At 76.4% G+C, this 19,597-nt stretch carries 18 protein-coding genes; 10 read left to right on the top strand and 8 right to left on the bottom strand.

Annotated elements, in window-relative coordinates:
• Nucleotides 1–111: 111 nt before the first annotated feature.
• Nucleotides 112–723, bottom strand: a complete 612-nt coding sequence (locus NRO40_RS24955) for a DedA family protein (RefSeq protein WP_257375506.1) — start codon at nt 721–723, stop codon at nt 112–114.
• Nucleotides 720–1,493 (bottom strand): MBL fold metallo-hydrolase, encoded by a 774-nt coding sequence (locus tag NRO40_RS24960; RefSeq protein WP_058941598.1) that lies wholly within the window; start codon nt 1,491–1,493, stop codon nt 720–722. Before NRO40_RS24960 ends, NRO40_RS24955 begins: the two co-directional genes overlap by 4 nt.
• A 143-nt stretch (nt 1,494–1,636) precedes the next feature.
• On the opposite strand from NRO40_RS24960, the gene NRO40_RS24965 reads away from it, so the two are divergent.
• The 4 genes from NRO40_RS24965 (at nt 1,637) to NRO40_RS24980 (ending at nt 6,249) form a co-directional block, all read left to right on the top strand.
• Nucleotides 1,637–3,751 (top strand): phage holin family protein, encoded by a 2,115-nt coding sequence (locus NRO40_RS24965; RefSeq protein ID WP_058941597.1) that lies wholly within the window; start codon nt 1,637–1,639, stop codon nt 3,749–3,751.
• Between the two features lie 68 nt (nt 3,752–3,819).
• Nucleotides 3,820–5,328, top strand: coding sequence for an amino acid permease (locus NRO40_RS24970; protein WP_079046962.1), 1,509 nt, complete (start codon nt 3,820–3,822; stop codon nt 5,326–5,328).
• 329 nt (nt 5,329–5,657) lie between these two features.
• Complete coding sequence (locus tag NRO40_RS24975) at nt 5,658–6,017, top strand: hypothetical protein (RefSeq protein WP_058941596.1); 360 nt, start codon at nt 5,658–5,660, stop codon at nt 6,015–6,017.
• Between the two features lie 67 nt (nt 6,018–6,084).
• Nucleotides 6,085–6,249, top strand: a complete 165-nt coding sequence (locus tag NRO40_RS24980; protein ID WP_157901812.1) for a hypothetical protein — start codon at nt 6,085–6,087, stop codon at nt 6,247–6,249.
• Nucleotides 6,250–6,478: 229 nt separating this feature from the next.
• Here NRO40_RS24980 and NRO40_RS24985 read toward each other — a convergent pair whose 3' ends face one another.
• The 3 genes from NRO40_RS24985 to tdh form a co-directional block, all read right to left on the bottom strand.
• Complete coding sequence (locus NRO40_RS24985) at nt 6,479–7,450, bottom strand: LysR family transcriptional regulator (RefSeq protein ID WP_058941595.1); 972 nt, start codon at nt 7,448–7,450, stop codon at nt 6,479–6,481.
• 33 nt (nt 7,451–7,483) lie between these two features.
• The gene (locus NRO40_RS24990; protein WP_058941594.1) at nt 7,484–8,677 is read right to left on the bottom strand and encodes a glycine C-acetyltransferase; all 1,194 of its coding nucleotides are present in this window, start codon (nt 8,675–8,677) and stop codon (nt 7,484–7,486) included.
• A 103-nt stretch (nt 8,678–8,780) separates the two neighbouring features.
• On the bottom strand, nt 8,781–9,809 hold the full coding sequence (gene tdh, locus NRO40_RS24995; RefSeq protein ID WP_058941593.1) for an L-threonine 3-dehydrogenase: 1,029 nt from the start codon (nt 9,807–9,809) through the stop codon (nt 8,781–8,783).
• Between the two features lie 381 nt (nt 9,810–10,190).
• Between tdh and NRO40_RS25000 the strand changes: the two genes are divergently transcribed.
• Nucleotides 10,191–10,619: a hypothetical protein gene (locus NRO40_RS25000; RefSeq protein ID WP_058941592.1), complete on the top strand. Its 429-nt coding sequence runs from the start codon at nt 10,191–10,193 to the stop codon at nt 10,617–10,619.
• 365 nt (nt 10,620–10,984) lie between these two features.
• Here NRO40_RS25000 and NRO40_RS25005 read toward each other — a convergent pair whose 3' ends face one another.
• Complete coding sequence (locus NRO40_RS25005) at nt 10,985–11,806, bottom strand: helix-turn-helix domain-containing protein (RefSeq protein ID WP_058941613.1); 822 nt, start codon at nt 11,804–11,806, stop codon at nt 10,985–10,987.
• A gap of 112 nt (nt 11,807–11,918) precedes the next feature.
• Here NRO40_RS25005 and NRO40_RS25010 point away from each other — a divergent pair, with 112 nt between their 5' ends.
• The 4 genes from NRO40_RS25010 to NRO40_RS25025 all read left to right on the top strand — a co-directional run bounded on the left by NRO40_RS25010 (nt 11,919) and on the right by NRO40_RS25025 (nt 15,456).
• On the top strand, nt 11,919–12,224 hold the full coding sequence (locus NRO40_RS25010) for a 4a-hydroxytetrahydrobiopterin dehydratase (protein ID WP_058941591.1): 306 nt from the start codon (nt 11,919–11,921) through the stop codon (nt 12,222–12,224).
• Between the two features lie 75 nt (nt 12,225–12,299).
• Complete coding sequence (locus NRO40_RS25015) at nt 12,300–13,154, top strand: class I SAM-dependent methyltransferase (protein ID WP_058941590.1); 855 nt, start codon at nt 12,300–12,302, stop codon at nt 13,152–13,154.
• Between the two features lie 149 nt (nt 13,155–13,303).
• The gene (locus NRO40_RS25020; RefSeq protein WP_079046960.1) at nt 13,304–14,590 is read left to right on the top strand and encodes a VWA domain-containing protein; all 1,287 of its coding nucleotides are present in this window, start codon (nt 13,304–13,306) and stop codon (nt 14,588–14,590) included.
• Nucleotides 14,590–15,456: a hypothetical protein gene (locus NRO40_RS25025; RefSeq protein WP_232791016.1), complete on the top strand. Its 867-nt coding sequence runs from the start codon at nt 14,590–14,592 to the stop codon at nt 15,454–15,456. The genes NRO40_RS25020 and NRO40_RS25025 overlap by 1 nt, the downstream gene beginning before the upstream one ends.
• Nucleotides 15,457–15,542: 86 nt before the next feature.
• Here the strand turns inward: NRO40_RS25025 and NRO40_RS25030 are convergent, their stop codons facing one another.
• Nucleotides 15,543–17,357 carry an AMP-dependent synthetase/ligase gene (locus NRO40_RS25030; protein WP_232791018.1) on the bottom strand — a complete coding sequence of 605 codons (1,815 nt, stop codon included), beginning with the start codon at nt 17,355–17,357 and terminating at the stop codon, nt 15,543–15,545.
• A 771-nt stretch (nt 17,358–18,128) separates the two neighbouring features.
• Here NRO40_RS25030 and NRO40_RS25035 point away from each other — a divergent pair.
• Entirely contained in the window at nt 18,129–18,530 is a 402-nt protein-coding gene (locus NRO40_RS25035; protein WP_058941589.1) for a hypothetical protein, read from the top strand.
• A gap of 101 nt (nt 18,531–18,631) precedes the next feature.
• Here NRO40_RS25035 and fdhD read toward each other — a convergent pair whose 3' ends face one another.
• A complete protein-coding gene (fdhD, locus tag NRO40_RS25040) occupies nt 18,632–19,483 on the bottom strand; it encodes a formate dehydrogenase accessory sulfurtransferase FdhD (protein WP_058941588.1) in 852 nt (283 codons plus the stop codon).
• Nucleotides 19,484–19,597 lie beyond the last annotated feature (114 nt).

The raw sequence follows: 19,597 nt of genomic DNA on the forward strand, positions 1-19,597 counted from the left end.
GTCCGCAGGCACGCCCCGCCGCCGCGTGCTCGCCCGCCTGCGCGCCCGTCCGCCGTGCGCGTCCGTCCGCCGTGCGCGTCCCGCGCGCCCGCCACCGCCCGCCGTGCGCGTCTAGCCGCCCCGCGCCCGGCGCCACAGCGGCGGCACCGCGCTGACCAGCAGCGTCAGTCCCACCACCGCCGCCACCCCCTGCCACGGGTACGGGAAGAGCGAGCCGCCCGCCACGCCCACCAGCTGGTACGCCACCGCCCAGGCCAGCACCGCCGGCACGTCCGCCCGCACGAACCGCCCCAGCGGCATCCGCGCCAGCAGGCACGCCACCATCACCGGGATCCGCCCCGCCGGCACCAGCCGCGACAGCACCAACACCGGCACCCGGTGCTGCCGCAGCCGTTCCTGCGCCCGCTCCAGGCGGTCCGGCGCCGCCCGGGCCCGCAGCGAGGCCAGCCAGCGCGACCCGTTGCGCGAGCCGGCGCCGCGCCGGCCCAGCCAGTACAGCCCCGCGTCGCCGGTGAGCGCCCCGGCCGACGCCACCAGGAAGACCCACAGCAGGGAGAGCGGCGCCGTCTGGTGGTAGGCGACGACCGCCGCCGAACCGACGATCGGCCCCGTGGGCACCACCGGCACCAGCGCGCCCAAGGCCACCAGCAGGAACAACGCCGGGTACCCGACGGCCCGCTGGGTCTGCTCGTCGGGCAACTGGCCGACCAGGTCCGCGATCACCGCGCCGCCCAGGGCCGCACCCGCTCCCCGTGCCGCGGCACGTGGACCTCCACCCCCGGCGCCAGCCGTGCCGCGAGCCGGGCGAACTCGCCACCCGGGGCGTGGAACTCGTGTGGCCGCACGGCGCCCATCCCGATCGGCCAGAACGTGCCGTAGTGCACCGGCACCGCGGCCCGCGGCGCCAACGCGGCGAGGGCCTCGGCGGCGCGCCGCGCGTCGAGGTGCCCGTGGCCCAGGTACGGGCCCCAGCCGCCCACCGGCAGCAGCGCCAGGTCCACCCCGCCGACCGCCTCCGCCATCCCGTCGAACGGGCCGGTGTCACCGGCGAAGTACGTCCGCGCCGCACCCCGGACCACGTACCCGAGGGCGGGGGAGCGGTGCGGCCCCACCGGCAGCCGCCGCCCGTCGTGGGCGGCCGGCACGGCCCGCACCACCACGGCGCCGACGTTCACCTCGTCGCCGGCGCCGACCTCCGTCACGCGCAGCCCGCGCAACCGCCGCAGCCCCGGCACCGACCGTGCCGCGCCGCGCGGCACCACCAGCCGCGTGCCCGGCGCGAGCCGGGCCAGCGACGGCACGTGCAGGTGGTCGGCGTGCAGGTGCGACACGAGCACCACGTCGGCCCGGGCCGCCTCGGGCGGCGGCGCAGCGCCCCGGCGCCGCCGCAGGTGCGCGACGCGGCGCGCGAACAGCGGGTCGGTCAGCACCCGCACACCGGAGTCCTCGACCGTGCAGGTGGCGTGACCCCACCAAGTGACCTCCATGCCCAGAAGCCTAGGGGCTGCCCCACCGGTCGGGTCGGGCCTGCGGCACCCGGCCGCCGGGCCTCGGGCCGGCCGGGCCCCGCGCCGGTCGCCGGCACGGCACCGTGTGCCACGCTGGAGCGGGAGGGCACGGGCGAAAGGCGGAGGTCGTGGGCGTCGGGTGGTGGAGGACGGCGGGCGCGGCCCTCCTGCGGGTGGTCGTGGTGTGGGCCGTGTCGACGCTCACCCTCCTCGCCCTCGCCGGGGCGCTGCCCGACGTCCAGCTCCAGTCCGACGACGGCGACAGCATCACTCGCACGGCGGTCACCGCGGCCTGGGCCGCCGGCGCCTTCGGCCTGCTGGGCGCGCTGGTGTGGCCGCTGGTCGTCCGGGCGCTGCTGCTGGTCCCCGCGCTCGTCCTCGGCGTGCTGGTGTTCGCCCTGAACGGCTCGCTGCTGCTGGTCGTCCTGTGGACGATCCCCGACGGGCGCGGCGAGGCCGACCCCGAGAACGCCGTCGTCGTGGCCGCCGTCATGTCCGCCGTCGCGTCGGCGACGTCCACCGCGCTCGCCGTCCGTGACGACGACGCCTACCGCCGCCGCCTGTACCGCCTGGCCGGGCGGCGCCGCACCGCCGCGGCGCCGGGCCCCGGCAGCCCGCCCGGCACGGTCTTCCTGCAACTGGACGGCGTGGGCCACGGGGTCCTGCGGGACGCCGTCGACGCCGGCCTCATGCCCACCGTCGCCGCCTGGGAGCGCACCACGCACCGGCTCACCTCGTGGCGCACCGACTGGTCCAGCCAGACCGGCGCCAGCCAGCTCGCCCTGCTGCACGGCACCAACCACGACGTGCCCGCGTTCCGCTGGTACGAGAAGGACACCGGTCGGCTCATGGTGAGCAACCGCCCCTCCAGCGCCGTGGAGCTCCAGCGCCGCGCCGCCGAACGCACCGGTGACCCGGGGCTCCTCGCCGAGGACGGGGCGAGCCGGGGCAACCTCTTCGGCGGCGGCGCCGACCAGCTCGCCCTGGTGCTGTCGGTCTCCGCCCGCCGCGGCCCCGGAACGCGCTCCCGCGCCGGGTACTTCGCGTACTTCCGCGATCCCGCCAACGCCACGCGCACCGCGATCTCCTTCGTCGCCGAGGTCTGCCGGGAGCTGGTCCAGTCACTGCGCGCCCGGCTCCGCGGCGACTCCCCGCGCGTGCCCCGCGGCGGCCTGTACCCGTTCGTGCGGGCCTTCGCCACGGTGGTGGAGCGCGACATCGTCGTCGCCGCGGTCCTGGGCGACGTCCTGGCGGGCCGGACGGCCGTGTACGCCGACCTCGTGGCGTACGACGAGGTCGCGCACCACTCCGGGCCGCGCGGCGCGGACGCCGCACAGGTCCTCCGGCGCCTCGACCGCTGCGTCGCGGCGATCGCCGAGGCCACCGAGCACGCCCCCCGCCCGTACCGGATCGTGCTCCTCTCCGACCACGGGCAGAGCTTCGGTGAGACCTTCGAGAGCGCCTACGGCCTCACCCTGCGCGACCTCGTGCGGGCCGGCTGCGGGCTGCCGGTGTCCCGCCGCGCCCGGCACAGCGCGAGCGGGGCGGAGGCCCGCAACGCCCTGCGCAGCGCCCTGCACCGGCCGGTGGAGGGGGAGCGGCGCGACGACCGCCCGCCGAGCGGCGCCGGTCCCGTGGTGCTGGCCTCGGGGAACCTGGGGCTGGTGTACTTCCCCGACGTGCCGCACCGGCTGACGCGCGAGGAGATCGACGCCCGCCACCCGGGGCTGCTGCGGACGCTCGCCGGGCACCCCGGCATCGGCTTCCTGCTGGTCCGCAGCGAGCGGCACGGGTCGGTGGTGCTCGGCGCGGGCGGGTTCGAGGCGCCTGTCCGCGACCTCACCGACGCGTCCGGCCCGCTCGCGGTGTTCGGCCCGGGCGCCGCGGACGCGATCCGGCGCACCGACACCTTCCCGCACGTCGCCGACATCATGGTCAACTCCATGTACGACCCGCGCACCGACCGGGTGCACGCCTTCGAGGAGCAGATCGGCTCCCACGGCGGCCTCGGCGGCGGCCAGTCGGACGCCTTCCTGCTGTGGCCGCGCGACTTCTCCGCGCCGTCCCCCGACGGTGCGCCGCCGGTCGGCGCGGAGGCCGTGCACCGGGTGCTGCGGCGGTGGCTGGCGGAGGGCCGCGGCCCCCAGGTGCCGATCGGCCACGTGCAGGAATCACCGTCGGAGTCGCTGGTGGGCGAAGCATTTCCGGTGCCGGACCGACTCACGCCGGACAAAGACGGGTGATTTGGAGCGCTGTTTCGCCGTACGTGAGCATGTTCGACGTTTGTACGGAGAAAGGCGCACCACCCCTCATGACCACGGTCAGCACCCCGGACGCCGGGCAGGACACAGCGGGGACCGGGCAGGACACCCCCGTCGGAGCGGACACCCCCACCCGGGGGACCCCCACCGGAGGGGGGACCGCGACCGAACCGGGATCGGCGACCGAACCGGGTACGGCGACCGGGCGGGGCGCCCCGGGAGCCGCGGCCGCCGGCGAGGGCGGCCCGCACGCGCGGCGCTTCGGACTCCCCGTCGCCACCGCGCTGGTCATGGGCAACATCATCGGCGGCGGCATCTTCCTGCTCCCCGCGTCCGTCGCCCCCTACGGCACCATCAGCCTCGTCGCGTTCGCCGTCCTCACGGCCGGCGCCATCGCCCTCGCGCTGGTCTTCGGGCGGCTCGCCGAGCGCCACCCCCGCACCGGCGGCCCGTACGTCTACGCCCGGGAGGCGTTCGGCGACTTCGCCGGCTTCCTGTCGGCCTGGTCGTACTGGATCACCACCTGGGTCTCCAACGCCGCCCTCGCCGTCGCCGCGGTCGGCTACCTCGACGTGCTGCTGCCGCTGCACGGCTCCGTCGCCGCGACCGTCACCGCCGCCCTCCTCGTCCAGTGGCTGCCGGCCCTCGCCAACCTCGCCGGCACCCGCTACGTCGGCGCCGTGCAGCTGGTCGCCACCGTGCTGAAGTTCGTCCCGCTGCTCCTCGTCGCGGTCTGCGGCCTGTTCTTCTTCGACGCCGACAACCTCGGCCCCTTCCGCGCGGGCGACTCCGGCGCGCTCGGCGCCGTGTCGGCGTCCGCCGCGATCCTGCTCTTCAGCTACCTCGGCGTCGAGTCGGCCGCCGTCAGCGCGGGCGAGGTGCGCGACCCCCGCCGCAACGTCGGCCGTGCCACCATCCTCGGCACGCTGGGCGCCGCCGTCCTCTACCTGCTGGGCACGGTCGCGGTCTTCGGCACCGTCGCCCACGACCGGCTCGTCGACTCCTCCGCGCCCTTCTCCGACGCCGTCGACGCCATGTTCGGCGGCACCTGGGGCGGTACGGCCGTCGCCTGCATGGCCGTCGTGTCCATGGTCGGCGCGCTGAACGGCTGGACCCTGCTGAGCGCCCAGACCCCGTACGCGGCCGCCCGGGACGGGTTGTTCCCGCAGGTCTTCGCCCAGCGCAGGCGCGGCGTCCCGACCGCGGGCGTCCTCGTCACGGTCGTCCTCGCCTCCCTGCTGACCGTCTACAACTACACGGCGGGCTCCGACGGCGTCTTCGAGACGCTCGTCCTCGTCACCACCTTCACCGCGACCGTGCCCTACCTGCTGTCGACCGCCGCGCAGATCCACTTCCTGCTCTCCGGCCGGGGCGACCGCGTCCACGGCCCCCGCCTCGTGCGCGACGGCGTGCTCGCCGCCCTAGCGTTCGGCTTCTCCATGTGGCTGGTCGCCGGGTCCGGGTACGCCGCGGTCTACCAGGGCGTCCTGTTCCTCTTCGCCGGTGTGCTCGTCCACGCCTGGATGTCCGCCCGCCGCACCCGCAGCCGCACGCCCTGACCCCGGCCCGGCCACGGCCTCCACGCCGGTACGGCGGCGAGGCGACGCCCGTCACGGCGTGACGGGCGTCCCCCGACACCACGACCGCGCCGGACGCGCCGGGGACCGCCCCGCCACGCCCCGGCGCCGGTATCCGCGCCACGGGGGTGGCCCCGCCGCGGGGGTGGCCCTCGCCGAGGTCGGCGCCGGAGCCGGCACCGTGGCCGTCGCGGGCGCCCTCGCCGTCGCCGGAACGGCGCAACGCCGTACTCCGGCCGGGCGGCCTCGGCCCGCCGCGGGCGCGCCGAGGCAGGGATACGGGCAAAGGATCGGGTCCAGGAGGTCCCGCCATGCCCCGCACCAGCCCCGCCACCGCCGTCCGCGCGTCGGTGCTCGCGGCGCTGCTGCTCCTGGTCACCCTCCTCGGCGCCACCGCCGGCACCGCGTCCGGCTCCGCCGCCGAGCCCCGCCCCGCCGCCTCGGCGGCGCCGGCACCGGCCGGCGAAGGCGCCTGCGACCCGGGCGGGACGGACCTGGCTCCGCCGTCCCGCGCACCGCGCGGCAAGGGCCGTACGTCCGCCGCCTCCGCCCGGTCGGCCCCGCCCGCCCGCTCCGTGCCCGTCGGCCTGGCGCCGCGGGACGCTCCCGCGACGGTGCCGGCCCCCGACCCGGCGGTACGCACCGTGCGCTGCGTGGTGCTGCGCCGCTGACCGGCCCGCGGCCCCCGGACCGGGGGCCCCAGCGACGTCAGCAGCCGACCGCACGAGGAGCACAGCCATGCCCGTGGACCCGTTCGCCGCCCTGACCGCCCTGGTACGGGCGGAAGCCGCCCGCAGTCGCCCGGCGGAGACCGACCCGGACCGGCGCCCCGCCCCGGAGCCCCCGTCCACCCCCACCGCCGGCAGGCGCCAGGAACCCGGCCTGACCCCCGGGACCCGCTGACCCCGTTCCACGCCGCTCCGCCCCGCCCGCCGCGGTACGGCCGGCGCGGTACGGCGGGCCGGGCGGAGCGCCGTGGAACGCGGTTCGTGCCGATCAGCTCGGCGTCGCGGCGCCCGGCACCAGCCTCGCCGCGTTGCCGTCGGTCGCCGACGCCACGCGTCGACTCTCTCCTGCGCTGTGCGGGCACCGGGCGCCGCTCCCTGATCCGACCTGATCGACCCGGTGCCCGCTAGCGTGGGGCCGCGACCGGGCGGGTGTCCGTCCGCCCGGCGTCCGTCCGCCGGCCGTCCGCCACCGCCATGGTGGACGCCGACTCCGCCAGCGCGTCCAGGACCGGGCGGATCAGGGGATGGTCCTCGGCGCCTCGGCGTACCGCCGCGAAGACCCGGCGGAACGCGGCGGGGCCCGTCACGGGCCGCACCACCACGTCCTTCAGCTCGATGCCGCGCAGCGCCGACCGCGGGACGAGCGCCACCCCGGCGCCCGCCCCGACGAGGGCCGTCACCGCGCGGAAGTCGTCCGAAACGTGCACGATCCTCGGCTGGAAACCGGCCAGCTCACAGGCGAACAGCACCATGTCCTGGCACGGGTTGCCCGGGGACTGGCCGATCCAGTCGCTGTCGGCCAGCGCGGCGAGCGCCACCTCCCGCTCCGGCACCAGCGGGTGCCCCGCGCGGAGCACCGCGTCGAACGGCTCCGCGTACAGCGCGACGCGCGCCAGCCGGCGGTCGCCCTCGCGCGGGGCGCCCCGGTACTCCACCGCCAGCGCCACGTCGGCGCCGCCGTCCAGCACCAGCGGCAGCGACTCGTCGCCCTCGGCGTCCCGCACCCGCACGCGGATCCCGGGGTGCCGCCGGGCCAGCCGCCCGATCGCCGGGGCCAGCACCTCGGCGATGCCCGTGGCGAACGCGGCGACCGCCACCTCGCCCGCCGTGCCGTCCGCGTACGCCGCGAGCTCGGCCTCGGCCCGCTCCAACTGCGCCAGCACCTCGTTCGCGTGCTCCAGCAGGATCTCCCCGGCCGGGGTGAGCCGCACGCCCCGGCCGCTGCGGGTCAGCAGGGTGTGCCCGGTCTCCTGCTCCAGCGCGGCCAGCTGCTGGGACACGGCGGACGGCGTCAGGTACAGCGCTGCGGCCGCGGCGGTCACCGTACGGTGGTCCGCCGCGGCCCGCAGGATGCGCAGCCGGCGGGGGTCGATCACCCTGCCATTGTCACCCGCCGGCCGTGTCCGGCGTCACGCGTCCAGCACGGCCCGCGCGTCCACGAACGCCGCCACGGCGCGCTCCACGTCCGCCGTCGAGTGGGCCGCCGACAGCTGTACCCGGATCCGGGCCTGGCCCATCGGCACGACCGGGTAGGAGAAGCCGATCACGTACACGCCGCGCTCCAGCAGCAGCTCCGCCAGGCGGCCCGCCCGCGCCGCGTCGCCGATCATCACCGGTGCGATGGCGTGGTCGCCGGGGAGGATCTCGAAGCCCTCCTCCGCCATGCGGGTGCGGAACAGCTTCGTGTTGGCGTCGAGCCGTTCCCGCAGGTCGCCCGCCGACTCCAGCAGGTCGAGGACCTTCAGCGACGCGGCGGCGATCACCGGCGCGAGGGAGTTCGAGAAGAGGTACGGGCGGGAGCGCTGGCGCAGCAGCTCCACGATCTCGGCGCGCGCCGCGACGTAGCCGCCGGACGCTCCGCCCAGCGCCTTGCCGAGGGTGCCGGTGACGATGTCGACGCGGTCCATGACCCCGTGCAGCTCGGGGGTGCCGCGGCCGCCCGCGCCGACGAAGCCGACGGCGTGGGAGTCGTCGACCATGACCATCGCGTCGTACCGGTCGGCCAGGTCGCAGATCTCCTTGAGCGGGGCGACGTAGCCGTCCATGGAGAACACGCCGTCGGTGACGATCAGCCGGCGCCGGGCGCCCGCCGCCTCCTTCAGCCGGGCCTCCAGCTCGCCCAGGTCACGGTTGGCGTACCGGTACCGCGCGGCCTTCGACAGGCGGATGCCGTCGATGATCGACGCGTGGTTGAGGGCGTCGGAGATCACCGCGTCCTCGGCGCCGAGGAGGGTCTCGAAGACGCCGCCGTTCGCGTCGAAGCAGGAGGAGTAGAGGATCGTGTCCTCCTGCCCGAGGAACGCCGACAGCCGGCCCTCCAGTTCCTTGTGGATCTCCTGCGTGCCGCAGATGAAGCGGACGGACGCCATGCCGTAGCCCCAGCGGTCCAGCGCCTCCTTGGCCGCCGTGACGACCTCCGGGTGGTCGGCCAGGCCGAGGTAGTTGTTGGCGCAGAAGTTCAGCACGTCGCCGGCCGCGCCGCCCGCCGTGACGGCGACGGACGCCGACTGCGGCGTGCCGATGACCCGCTCGGGCTTGTACAGCCCCGCGTCGCGGATCTCGTCGAGGCTGGCGCGGAGGTCGTCACGGACGGACGCGAACATGAGGGGTGCTCCTAGGGATGCTGGTCGGGCGGGGAGGTGCGGGGGCGGCGGGGCGGCCGCGGGCGGCCGCGGGCGTGCGGACCGGGATCGTCCGGTTTGGCCGTCAGGCCGTCCAGTCGAGGATGATCTTGCCGCTGCGCGCGGTCGCGGCCTCGTCGAACGCGGCGTCGAAGTCCTTGGCCGCGTACCGGCCGGTGACCACGGGACTCAGGTCGAGACCGCCCTCCAGGAGCACCGTCATCGCGTACCAGGTCTCGTACATCTCCCGGCCGTAGATGCCCTTGATGGTGATCATCGAGGTGACGATCTTCGACCAGTCGACCGGGAACTCGTCCGCGGGCAGGCCCAGCATCGCGATCCGGCCGCCGTGCGTCATGTTCGCGACCATGTCGCGCATCGCCTCTGGCCGGCCGGACATCTCCAGGCCGATGTCGAAGCCCTCGCGGAGCCCCAGCTGCCGCTGCGCGTCGGCGATGCCGCTCTCGGCGACGTTCACCGCGAGCGTCGCGCCGACCTTGCGGGCCAGCTCCAGGCGCGGCTCGCTCACGTCGGTGATGACGACGTTGCGGGCGCCGGCGTGCCGGGCGACGGCCGCCGCCATGATGCCGATCGGCCCGGCGCCGGTGATCAGCACGTCCTCGCCGACGAGCGGGAAGGACAGCGCCGTGTGCACGGCGTTGCCGAACGGGTCGAAGATCGCGGCGATGTCCAGGTCCACCTTCGTGCGGTGCACCCAGACGTTCGACTCGGGCAGCGCGACGTACTCGGCGAACGCGCCGTCCCGGCCCACGCCCAGGCCGACGGTGGCCCGGCACAGGTGCCGGCGTCCCGCCAGGCAGTTGCGGCACCTGCCGCACACCAGGTGGCCCTCGCCGCTCACCAGGTCGCCGACCGCGACGTCCCGCACGTCGGAGCCGACCGCGGCGACCTCGCCGACGAACTCGTGCCCGAGCACGAGCGGCGTCGACACGGTCTGGCGCGCCCAGTTGTCCCACGAGCGGATGTGGAGGTCGGTCCCGCAGATGCCGGTGCGCAGCACCCTGATGAGCACGTCCCCGGGGCCCGTCTCGGGCTCGGGGACGTCCATCAGCCACAGGCCGGGCTCGGCCTTCTGCTTGACAAGGGCCTTCATCGCGGCGACTCCAGGCGGGAAGAGTGGTCAACGCGACCAATGTGCCGAGAGCGGCCCGCCGCGTCCATCGAGGTTTTCTTAAGCGGCCCCACAGCGCAGCTTCACGCGCCGCGCCGACCGGGTGAAGCCTCGCCGGCGCGCCCCCCACCCCGCCAGCCTCCACCGCCCCCGCCCGTCCACCATTCCGTCTGTCCACCACTACCGCCCGTCCCCGGCATTACCCCGGACGTAATCGACGCGCGTGGGTCCGCCCGGCAGGCTTCTGCTCACCGGGGCCCGCCCCGGGCCTCCCGGGACGCACACCCGGGGTGCTCGGCGGCGGGTCGCGGCCCCGCACCGCCGACCCGTGTCCTGCACCACCTTGATGGAGGGTGATCCGCCATGTCCCAGGCCCTGCTCGCCGGCCTTTCCCGCACCACCGAGCCGCGGACCGCCCTGCGCCGGTTCCTCGCCCTCGACGCGGTCGTCACCGGGGGGAACGGCCTCGCCTACGTCGCCGCCTCCGGGCCGCTCGGACGACTGCTCGGCGTCGACGCGGCGCTGCTGCTCGGCCTCGGCGTGTTCCTCACCGCCTTCGCCGCCGGCGTCGGCGCGCTCGCCGCCCGGCCGCGGCCCTCAGGGGCCGCCGTGAAGCTCGTCGTCGACGCCAACGCGGTGTGGGCCGTGCTCAGCGTCGTGGCGCTCGCGGCCTGGCTGGAGCCGACCACCGCGGGGGCCGTGTGGATCCCGGTGCAAGCCGCCACCGTCGCGGGCTTCGCCGCGCTGCAGTGGTCCGCCCTGCGCGCCACCGCCGGCACCACGGCCCGCTGAACCCGTCCCGCCCCGTCGGGCCCCCGGGCCGGCCCCGGAATCCCGCCCCGGTGGCCAGGCCCCCGGAGCCCCGGCTTCCGGAGTCCCCCGGGCGGCCGGGCCGCCGGAGCCCCGGCTTCCGGAGTCCCCCGGGCGGCCGGGCCGCCGGAACCCCGGCTTCCGGAGTCCAGGCCTCGGCGGCCCGGCCCCCGGCCCGGACGTGGTCCGATGGTGGGGCCCGGTGGCCGGTGGCTGCGCCCCGGGACCGGGACCGGGACCGGTGCCGGTCCGATCCGGACCGGTGCCGGTCCGATTCGGGCCGATCCGATTCGATCCGGGGCAGGGCGCGGGCGGGCCCGGGGCTCGGAGGCCGACGGCCCGTCCGGTCAGTCGGGCAGGGCGCGCAGGAAGTCGACGGTCGCCGCGTCGGCCGGGAGGAACGTCTCGATGGCCAGCTCGGCGACCGTCACGTCCATCGGCGTGTTGAACGTCGAGATCGACGACACGAACGACAGCACCCGCCCCCGCACCTCGATCCGCAGCGGCAGCGCGAAGTACGGGTACGGGGCGGCCTCCTCCCCGCCGTCCCCGTCCTGCCCGCCCCGCGCATCGGCGTCCGGCACCGGGTACGCGGCGACCTCGTCGTACAGCGCGCGCAGCCGCTCGGAGCGGTCCAGGGCGATCTGCCGCTCCATCTGCGCCAGCAGGTGGCCGCGCCACTCCGGCAGGTTGCGGATCCGCGGCGCGAGGCCCTCCGGGTGCAGCGTGACCCGCATGGCGTTCGGCGGCGGGCCCAGCAGGTGGCCGGGGACCCCCTCCAGCAGCAGCCCGGCGCCCCGGTTCGCGGCCAGCACCGCGTACGAGCCGTCCACGACGATCGCCGGGTACGGGTCGTACCCGGCGAGCAGCCGCTCGACGCCCTCGCGGAGCGGGCCCAGCTCCGGGCCGTCCAGCGCCGACTCCGTGTACCGCGGCGCGTAACCGGCCGCCAGCAGCAGCGCGTTGCGCTCCCGGACGGGCACGTCCAGGTGCTCCGCCAGGCGCAGGACCATCTCCTCGCTCGGCCGGGACCGGCCCGTCTCGACGAACGAGACGTGCCGCGCCGACGAGTTCGCCCTCAGCGCCAACTCCAACTGGCTCAGCCGGCGCCGCTCCCGCCACTCCCGCAGCAGAGCCCCCACGCCCGTGACCGTCGCGACCGTCGTCATACCGCAGACGGTAGCCGAGACCGCCGTGTTGACCACCGGCGCGGGCTCCCGGGACCGTAGGGTCGGCACCGCCGCCACCCCACCGGCGCCGAACCGAGAAGGAGCACCGGCCATGCCCACCGAACCGCTGTCGCAGAAGGAGATCGAGGACCGGCTCAGCGAACTGCCCGGCTGGAGCCTGGCGGGCGACCGGATCACCCGCACCTACCGCCTGGCCACCCACTTCGCGGCCACCGCGATGGTCGTCCACGTCGCCCGCGTCCAGGACGAGCTGAACCACCACTCCGACCTCACCCTCGGCTACGACACCGTGGCTCTGTCGGTGCACACCCACGACGCGGGCGGGGCCGTCACCGACCGCGACTTCGAGCTCGCGACCCGGGTGGAGGCCATCGCCGCCGTCCACGGCGCCGACTGACCCCTCCCCGGCGGCGGTGTTGCCGGACCGGCACGGTTCCTCGCCCGGCCCGGCAGCACGCCGCACCCTGTCCCCATGACCCACCACCACTCCACCCACATCGACTGGACCGAGATGCTGCCGCTGCTGGAGCACGGCGCAGAGATCCGCCTCCCGATGTACCGGCAGGCCGCGTCCTGGCTCACCGAGCTGCTGTCGCCGGGCTCCGTGCAGCGGGTCCTCGACGTCGGCAGCGGCCCCGGCGTGCTGTCGTGCCTCCTCGCCGAGACCTTCCCGTACGCGGAGGTCGTCGCCGTCGACCCGACGCCGGAACTGCTGGAGCGCGCCCGCGAGCGGGCCGCCGAGCGGGGCGCCCGCGTCACCACGCTCACCGCCGAACTCCCCGACGACGTCGAGGCGCTGGGCGAGGCCGACCTGATCTGGGCGGGGGAGTCCGTGCACCACGTCGGCGACCAGCTCGGCGCCCTGACCGACCTAGGCCGCCGGCTGCGCCCCGGCGGGCTGCTCGCCCTCGTGGAGGGTGGCCTGCCGCCCCGGTACCTGCCCCGCGACATCGGCATCGGCCGGCCCGGGCTGGAGGCCCGCCTGGAGGCGCTGGCGGCCGACTGGTTCACCACGATGCGGGGCGAACTCCCCGGCTCCCGCCGGGAGACCGAGGACTGGCGGGCCCTCCTCGCCGCCGCAGGCCTCGCCCCCGCCGGCACGCGCACGTTCCTGCTCGACGTCCCCGCGCCGGTGCCCGCCGCCGTGCGGGAGCACGTCGTCACGGCGATGGACCGCCACCGCAGGGTCGCCGACGACCTCACAAAGGAGGACGCGGCCACCCTCGACCGCCTCCTGGACCCGGCCGACCCGGCGAGCCTCCACCACCGCGCGGACGTCCACGTCCTCACCGCCCGCACCGTCCACACGGCCCGACGCGTCTCCTGACCCCGCCTCGGCCCTCGGCCCCCCGCCCCGCCCCCGCCGGCCACGCCCCGCGGCCTCCGCCCCCGCGCCGCCTCGCCCCGGCACGGGGGCGGGGCGCCCGCGCGCCGGGGGAGTTGGGGGTGGCGCGGCGCCCTCCATATGATCCGGCGATGATCACACGAAAGCGACTGGCGGCCGCCGTGTGCGGCCTGCTGGTCACGTTGACGGCCGGGCTCGCCCCGACCGCCGCCCTCGCCGACACCGGGGAGCCCGCGGGCGAGGCGCCCAAGGTCGAACTGGTCCTCGACGTCAGCGGGTCCATGCGCGCCCGCGACATCGACGGCCAGTCCCGCATGGCCGCCGCGAAGCAGGCGTTCAACGAGGTGCTCGACGCCGTCCCGGCGGACGTGCGGCTCGGCATCCGCACCCTCGGCGCCGACTACCCCGGCAAGGACCGCAAGCGCGGCTGCCGGGACACGCGGCAGCTGTACCCGGTCGGCCCGCTCGACCGGACCGAGGCCAAGGCCGCCGTGGCGACGCTCGTCCCGACCGGCTGGACGCCCATCGGCCCCGCGCTCCTCGGCGCGGCGGACGACCTCGAAGGCGGCGACGCCACCCGCAGGATCGTCCTCATCACCGACGGCGAGGACACCTGTGCCCCGCTCGACCCGTGCGAGGTCGCCCGGGAGATCGCCGCCAAGGGCATCCACCTCACCATCGACACGCTCGGCCTCGTCCCCGACGCCAAGACGCGCGCCCAGCTCGTCTGCATCGCCGAGGCCACCGGAGGTACGTACACCTCCGTCCGGCACACCGCCGAACTCTCCGAGCGGGTCAGCCAACTCGTCGAGCGCGCCGCCGAGCCGGTCCTCACACCGGTCGCGACGAGCGGCGGCGACCGGTGCGCCGCGGCGCCGGTGCTCCGCCCCGGCCTGTACACCGACCGCGAGGTGTTCGGCAGCCACCGCTGGTACCGGGTGGAGGTCCTGCCCGGCCAGGAGCTGCGCGCCGCCGTCAGCGTCGGCGCCGACCGGGCCGTGAACCGCGACTACGGCGTCCTGCTGCGGGCGTCCACCCCGGCCGGGCGGGAGATCGTACGGGGCGAGGCGGCCGGGGACGGCCGCACCGACGTCATCTCCACGGGCCTGCGCTACCCGAAGCCCGACATCGACGACGCCGACACCGACAGCGGCTCCGGCAAACCCGCCTCCGAGACCGTCTGCCTGCGCGTCAGCAACTCCTTCTCGGCGCCCGCCGGCGTCAAGACCACCCCGGGCCTGCCGGTCGAGCTGAGCATCGCCCTCGTCGACGGCCCGGACGAGGCGGACGACCCCGCCTTCCTCGGCCTCGCCCGCGGCTGGTGGGCGCTCGGCGTCCTCGTGCTCGCCGGCCTCCTCGCCGGGCTCCTGTGGGGCTGGCTCTCGCGCTGGCGCGTCACCGTCTGGAGGACCAACTGATGCGTACCGTACGCACCCCGCTGACCCGACGGGCCGCCCCGGCCCCGTCCGCCGCACCGGCCCCGTCCGCCACCCCCGCCCCGCGGTCCGCGGCGCGCCGGTCCACCGCCGTCCTGCTCGCCGGGGCCGCGCTGCTCGGCCTCGCCGCGCCGGCCGCCGTCGCCGCGAGCCCCTCGCCCACCCCGTCGGCACGGGACGGCGAAGCGGCCGCCCCCACCGAGGCGGGTACCTCCTTCCGGGCCGCCACCGCCGTGCGCCCCGGACAGCGCGCCACCGCCCAGGCGTCGACCGGCGACTACCTGTACTGGCAGTTCCCCGCGGACGCCGGCGACCGGGCGACCGTACGGGCCACGGTCACGCTGCCCGAGACGTCCGCCCGCCGCTCGGGCACCACCTGGCGGATCGACGTGTACGACGGGCTCCGCCGCCGTCAGGCGTGCCGGTACGGCAGCGACACCCGGACGCTCGCCGCGGACGCCCGCACCGCCGACCTCACCTGCCACCTGCGCACGGTCCGCGCCTGGGCCGAGCCGTGGTCCGGCGACCCGCTGCCCGGCGCGTACTACGTCCGGCTCACCGCCGTGGGGGTCGCCGCCACCGATGCCGGCCTGCCCTTCGACGCGGCGCTGGACGTCACCATCGAGGACGCGGGCGGCGCGGCGGCGGTCGACGGTCGCCTGGCCGCACCGCTCGTCCAGGGCTCGTCGGCCACCGTCGAGCCCGAGGACGGCTGGTCGTCCGGCTGGTGGTCGTCGCGCTGGCTGTGGACGGCGGGCGGCGCCGCGCTCGCGGCGCTGGCGGGCGTGTGGGGCCACACCCTGACGCGCGGCCCGGGCCGTCCCGGGGGCACCCCGGGCCGACCCTGACCGACCCTGACCGCCCGGCGGCCGGCCCCGCGCGCGACGGCCCGGCCGCCGGACGGTGGGCCCCGCCGCCGGCGTCCGGCCGCCGGTCAGCGGTACAGCGCGTCGACCTCCGCCGCGTACACCGTCTCGATCGCGCGCCGCTTCAGCTTCAGCGACGGGGTGAGCAGCCCGTGCTCCTCGCTGAACGGATGCGCCAGGATCCGGAAGGTACGGATCGACTCGGCGTGCGAGACCAGCGTGTTGGCGGCCACGACCGCCCGCCGGATCTCCTTCTCCAGGGCCGGGTCGCGGACCAGCTCGACCGCCGGCAGGACCGTCCTGCCCTGCATCGCCAGCCAGTGCTCGACCGCCTCCTGGTCCAGGGTCACGAGCGCCGCGACGTACGGCCGGTCGTTGCCGACGACGACGCACTGCGCGACGAGCGGGTGCGACCGCACGCGGTCCTCCAGCGCGACCGGCGACACGCTCTTGCCGCTCGTCGTCACCAGGATCTCCTTCTTCCGCCCGGTGATCGTCAGGTACCCGTCCTCGTCGAGCGCGCCCAGGTCCCCCGTGGCCAGCCAGCCGTCGCGCAGGACGGCGTCGGTGGCGGCCGGGGCGTTGAGGTAACCGGAGAAGACGTTCCGGCCCCGCACCCACACCTCCCCGTCCTCCCCGATGCGCACCGACGTCCCCGGTACGGGCTGCCCGACGGTGCCGTACCTGATCCGCTCCGGCGGGTTCGCGGTCGCCGCCGACGCCGTCTCGGTCAGCCCGTACCCCTCGTACACGGTCACCCCCGCGCCCGCGAAGAACAGCCCCATCCGCCGGTCCATCGCCGAGCCGCCGGACATCGCGTGCCGCACCCGCCCGCCCAGCGCCTCGCGGACCTTCCCGTACACGACCTTCTCGAAGAACTGGTGCTGCACCCGCAGCGCCGCGGAAGGCCCCGGTCCGAGCCCGAAGTCACGCTGCTCCAGCGCCTCCGCGTACCGCACGGCCACCTCCACCGCCCGGTCGAAGGCCCCGCCCCTGCCCTCGGCCTCCGCCCGCCGCCGCGCCGCGTGGAAGACCTTCTCGAAGACGTACGGGACGGCCAGCACGAACGACGGGCGGAACGCCGCCAGGTCCGGCAGCAGCGCGCCCGCCGACATCAGCGGTTGGTGGCCGAGCTTCACCCGGCCGCGTACCGCCGCGATCTGCACCATGCGGCCGAAGACGTGGGCGAGGGGCAGGAAGAGCAGCGTCGAGACGTCCTCCCCGGGCCGGGGGCGGAACACCGGCTCCCAGCGTTCGACGAGCGTGTCCGCCTCGAACATGAAGGTGCCGTGCGTCAGGACGCACCCCTTGGGGCGGCCGGTCGTCCCCGACGTGTAGATCACCGTCGCGACGGACTCGGGCGTCACCGCGCGCCGGTGACGGTGCACCACCTCGTCGTCGATCCGGGCGCCCGCCGCGACCAGCTCGGCGACGGCCCCGGTGTCCAGCTGCCACAGTCGCTTCAGCAGCGGCAGCCGGTCCACGACGGAGCCGACGGTCATGGCGTGGTCCTCGTGTTCCACGACGCAGGCGGTGACGCCGGCGTCGTGGAGCATCCAGTGCACCTGGTCGGCGGAGGAGGTGGGGTACACCGGCACCGGCTGGGCGCCCACAGTCCACAGCGCGAAGTCGAACAGGGTCCACTCGTAGCGCGTACGCGACATGACGGCGACCCGGTCCCCGAACCGCACGCCCTGCGCGAGCAGCCCCTTGGCGAGCGCCAGCACCTCGTCGCGGAACCCCTGGGAGGTGACCTCGCCCCACCGGCCGGACGCGTCCTTGCGGCCCAGCGCGACCCGGCCCGGGTCGCTCGCGGCGTGGTCGAACACCGCGTCGGCCAAGCCGCCGACCAGCGGAGCGGTCGCCAGGGGTGGCACGGTCATCTCGCGCAATGGCCTGCTCCTTGTGGCGCTCAGCACAGCGGAGGGTGACGGTATCCCACGGAGAGTGGGTGCGGGAGGGGGTCATCAAAGTCTGGACAAAGGGCGTCGCCACTGGTCAGACCGGCAAGCGCGTGGTCACGGGGGTGCGGTCCCGTCCGCTACTGACTCACGGGTAAGGAGCGGCCGCCGGAATCTCCACCGAATCTGTACGCGCCGATCACAGCCGTCGTGGCCGAGACCCGTTCCACCCGTTCGCGCCGGTGGCCGCCACCCCGCGTGGCGGGGAGCCGCCCCACCGCCCCGCGACCATGATCACGGCCGTTACCGTGAGGGCATGCCCGCACCCGCACCCCGCGCCTCCGCCCCGCGCACGCGACCACGCCGCCCGCCCCGGCGCCGCACGCCGGCGCCACCCCGTACGCCCCGGCAGCGCGGGCTGGCGCCGTACCGCGCGGCCCCGCACCCCTCGCCCTCGTGCTCGACCGCCCGACCCGGCACGCCCGGCGCGGGCAGCGCGGTCCTGACGCGTACGGTCCCGAACCGCGCGGTCCTGACCCGACCGGCGCCGGGTCGCGCGGTGCCGGGCAGCGCGCTCCCGCCCTGCGCGCTTTCACCCGGCGCGTTCCCGACCGGCGTGGTCCCGACCCGTCCGGTGCCGGGTCCCGGGGTGCCGGGTCGCCCGGCCCCGGCCGGTGTGGCCCGGACCCACTCGGCCCCTCGCCGGAACCCGTCCGCCCGTGCCGCAGTCCCCTACGTCGCGGGCGGTGCCCGGTGACCCGCTGGATACGGCCCGGGGCGGACCGGCCCTGCTCGCTCGTCGTCTGCCGCGGCTGCTGCTGCGGGGACGCGCGCAAGCACCCCGGCACCGACCACGTGGGTCAGCTCGCGCGACTGCGGCAGGCGGCGGCCGCGTCCGGCGGCCGGCTCACCGTCCGCACCAGCGACTGCCTCGGCCCCTGCGGCCAGGCCAACGTCGTGGTCGTCCAGCCCTCCGGGGAGGCGCGCAGGCGAGGCGCCCGCGCTGCCTGGATCGGCTGGACGCTGGACGACGACTGCCTCGACGACATCCTCGCCTGGGTCGAGGCGGGCGGTCCCGGTGTCGCCGAGCCCCCGCCGACCCTCACCCTCCAGATGATCGACATACCGGTGGAGGCCCGCCGCCGCGCCCGCTGACCCCGGCGCCCCGGGCGCCCCGCGGGGACAGCCGGGCACGGCCCGCGCAGGGGCCCAGCCGGACGCGGGACCCGCCGGGGCGCGGGCCGGGTGACAGCGGTTCAGGCCCGCAGGGGCGTGCCGTCCGCCCCGACGAGCCGGTGCTCGCCCGCGTACACGTTCATCGACCCGCCCCGCAGGAACCCCACCAGGGTGAGCCCGGTCTCGACGGCCAGGTCGACCGCGAGCGACGACGGCGCCGACACCGCCGCCAGCACCGGCACGCCCGCCATGACGGCCTTCTGCGCCAGCTCGAACGACGCCCGCCCGGACACCAGCAGCACCGCCCCGGCCAGCGGCAGGCGCCCCTCCCGCAGGGCGCGGCCCACCACCTTGTCGACCGCGTTGTGCCGGCCCACGTCCTCCCGCACGTCCAGCAGCTCACCCGACGGCGAGAACAACGCCGCCGCGTGCAGCCCCCCGGTCCGCTCGAACACCCGCTGCTCCGTCCGCAGCCGGTCCGGCAGCCCGGCCAGCGTGTCCACCCCGACCGTCAGCGCCGGACCGTCCGCCGGCGAGAACCGGGTCGTCGTGCGCACCGCGTCGAGGCTCGCCTTGCCGCACAGGCCGCACGACGAGGTGGTGTAGACGTTCCGCTCCAGCGTGATGTCCGGCACGGGCACGCCGGGCGCCAGCCGCACGTCGACGACGTTGTAGGTGTTCACGCCGTCCTCGCGCGCCCCGGCGCAGTACACGATGGTCCGCACGTCGTCCGCCGAGGCCAGCACCCCCTCGCTCACCAGGAACCCGGCCGCCAGCGCGAAGTCGTCGCCGGGGGTGCGCATCGTGACGGCGAGCGGCTTGCCGTTCAGCCGGATCTCCAGCGGCTCCTCGGCGACGAGCGTGTCCGGCCGGGTGGCCACCGCGCCGTCCCGGACCCGGATGACACGCCGCCGCTCCGTGACCCGTCCCATATGCCCGTCCCCTCCGTCGCCCCGCGGTACCGTCCCGGTGGGCATTCTCCCGCACGCCCGTCCCTCCAGCCCCGGCCGACCCCCGGGGCCCCGTCACACAGGGTCATCCCCGGT

It is taken from the genome of Streptomyces changanensis (assembly GCF_024600715.1).
Taxonomy (GTDB): domain Bacteria; phylum Actinomycetota; class Actinomycetes; order Streptomycetales; family Streptomycetaceae; genus Streptomyces; species Streptomyces changanensis.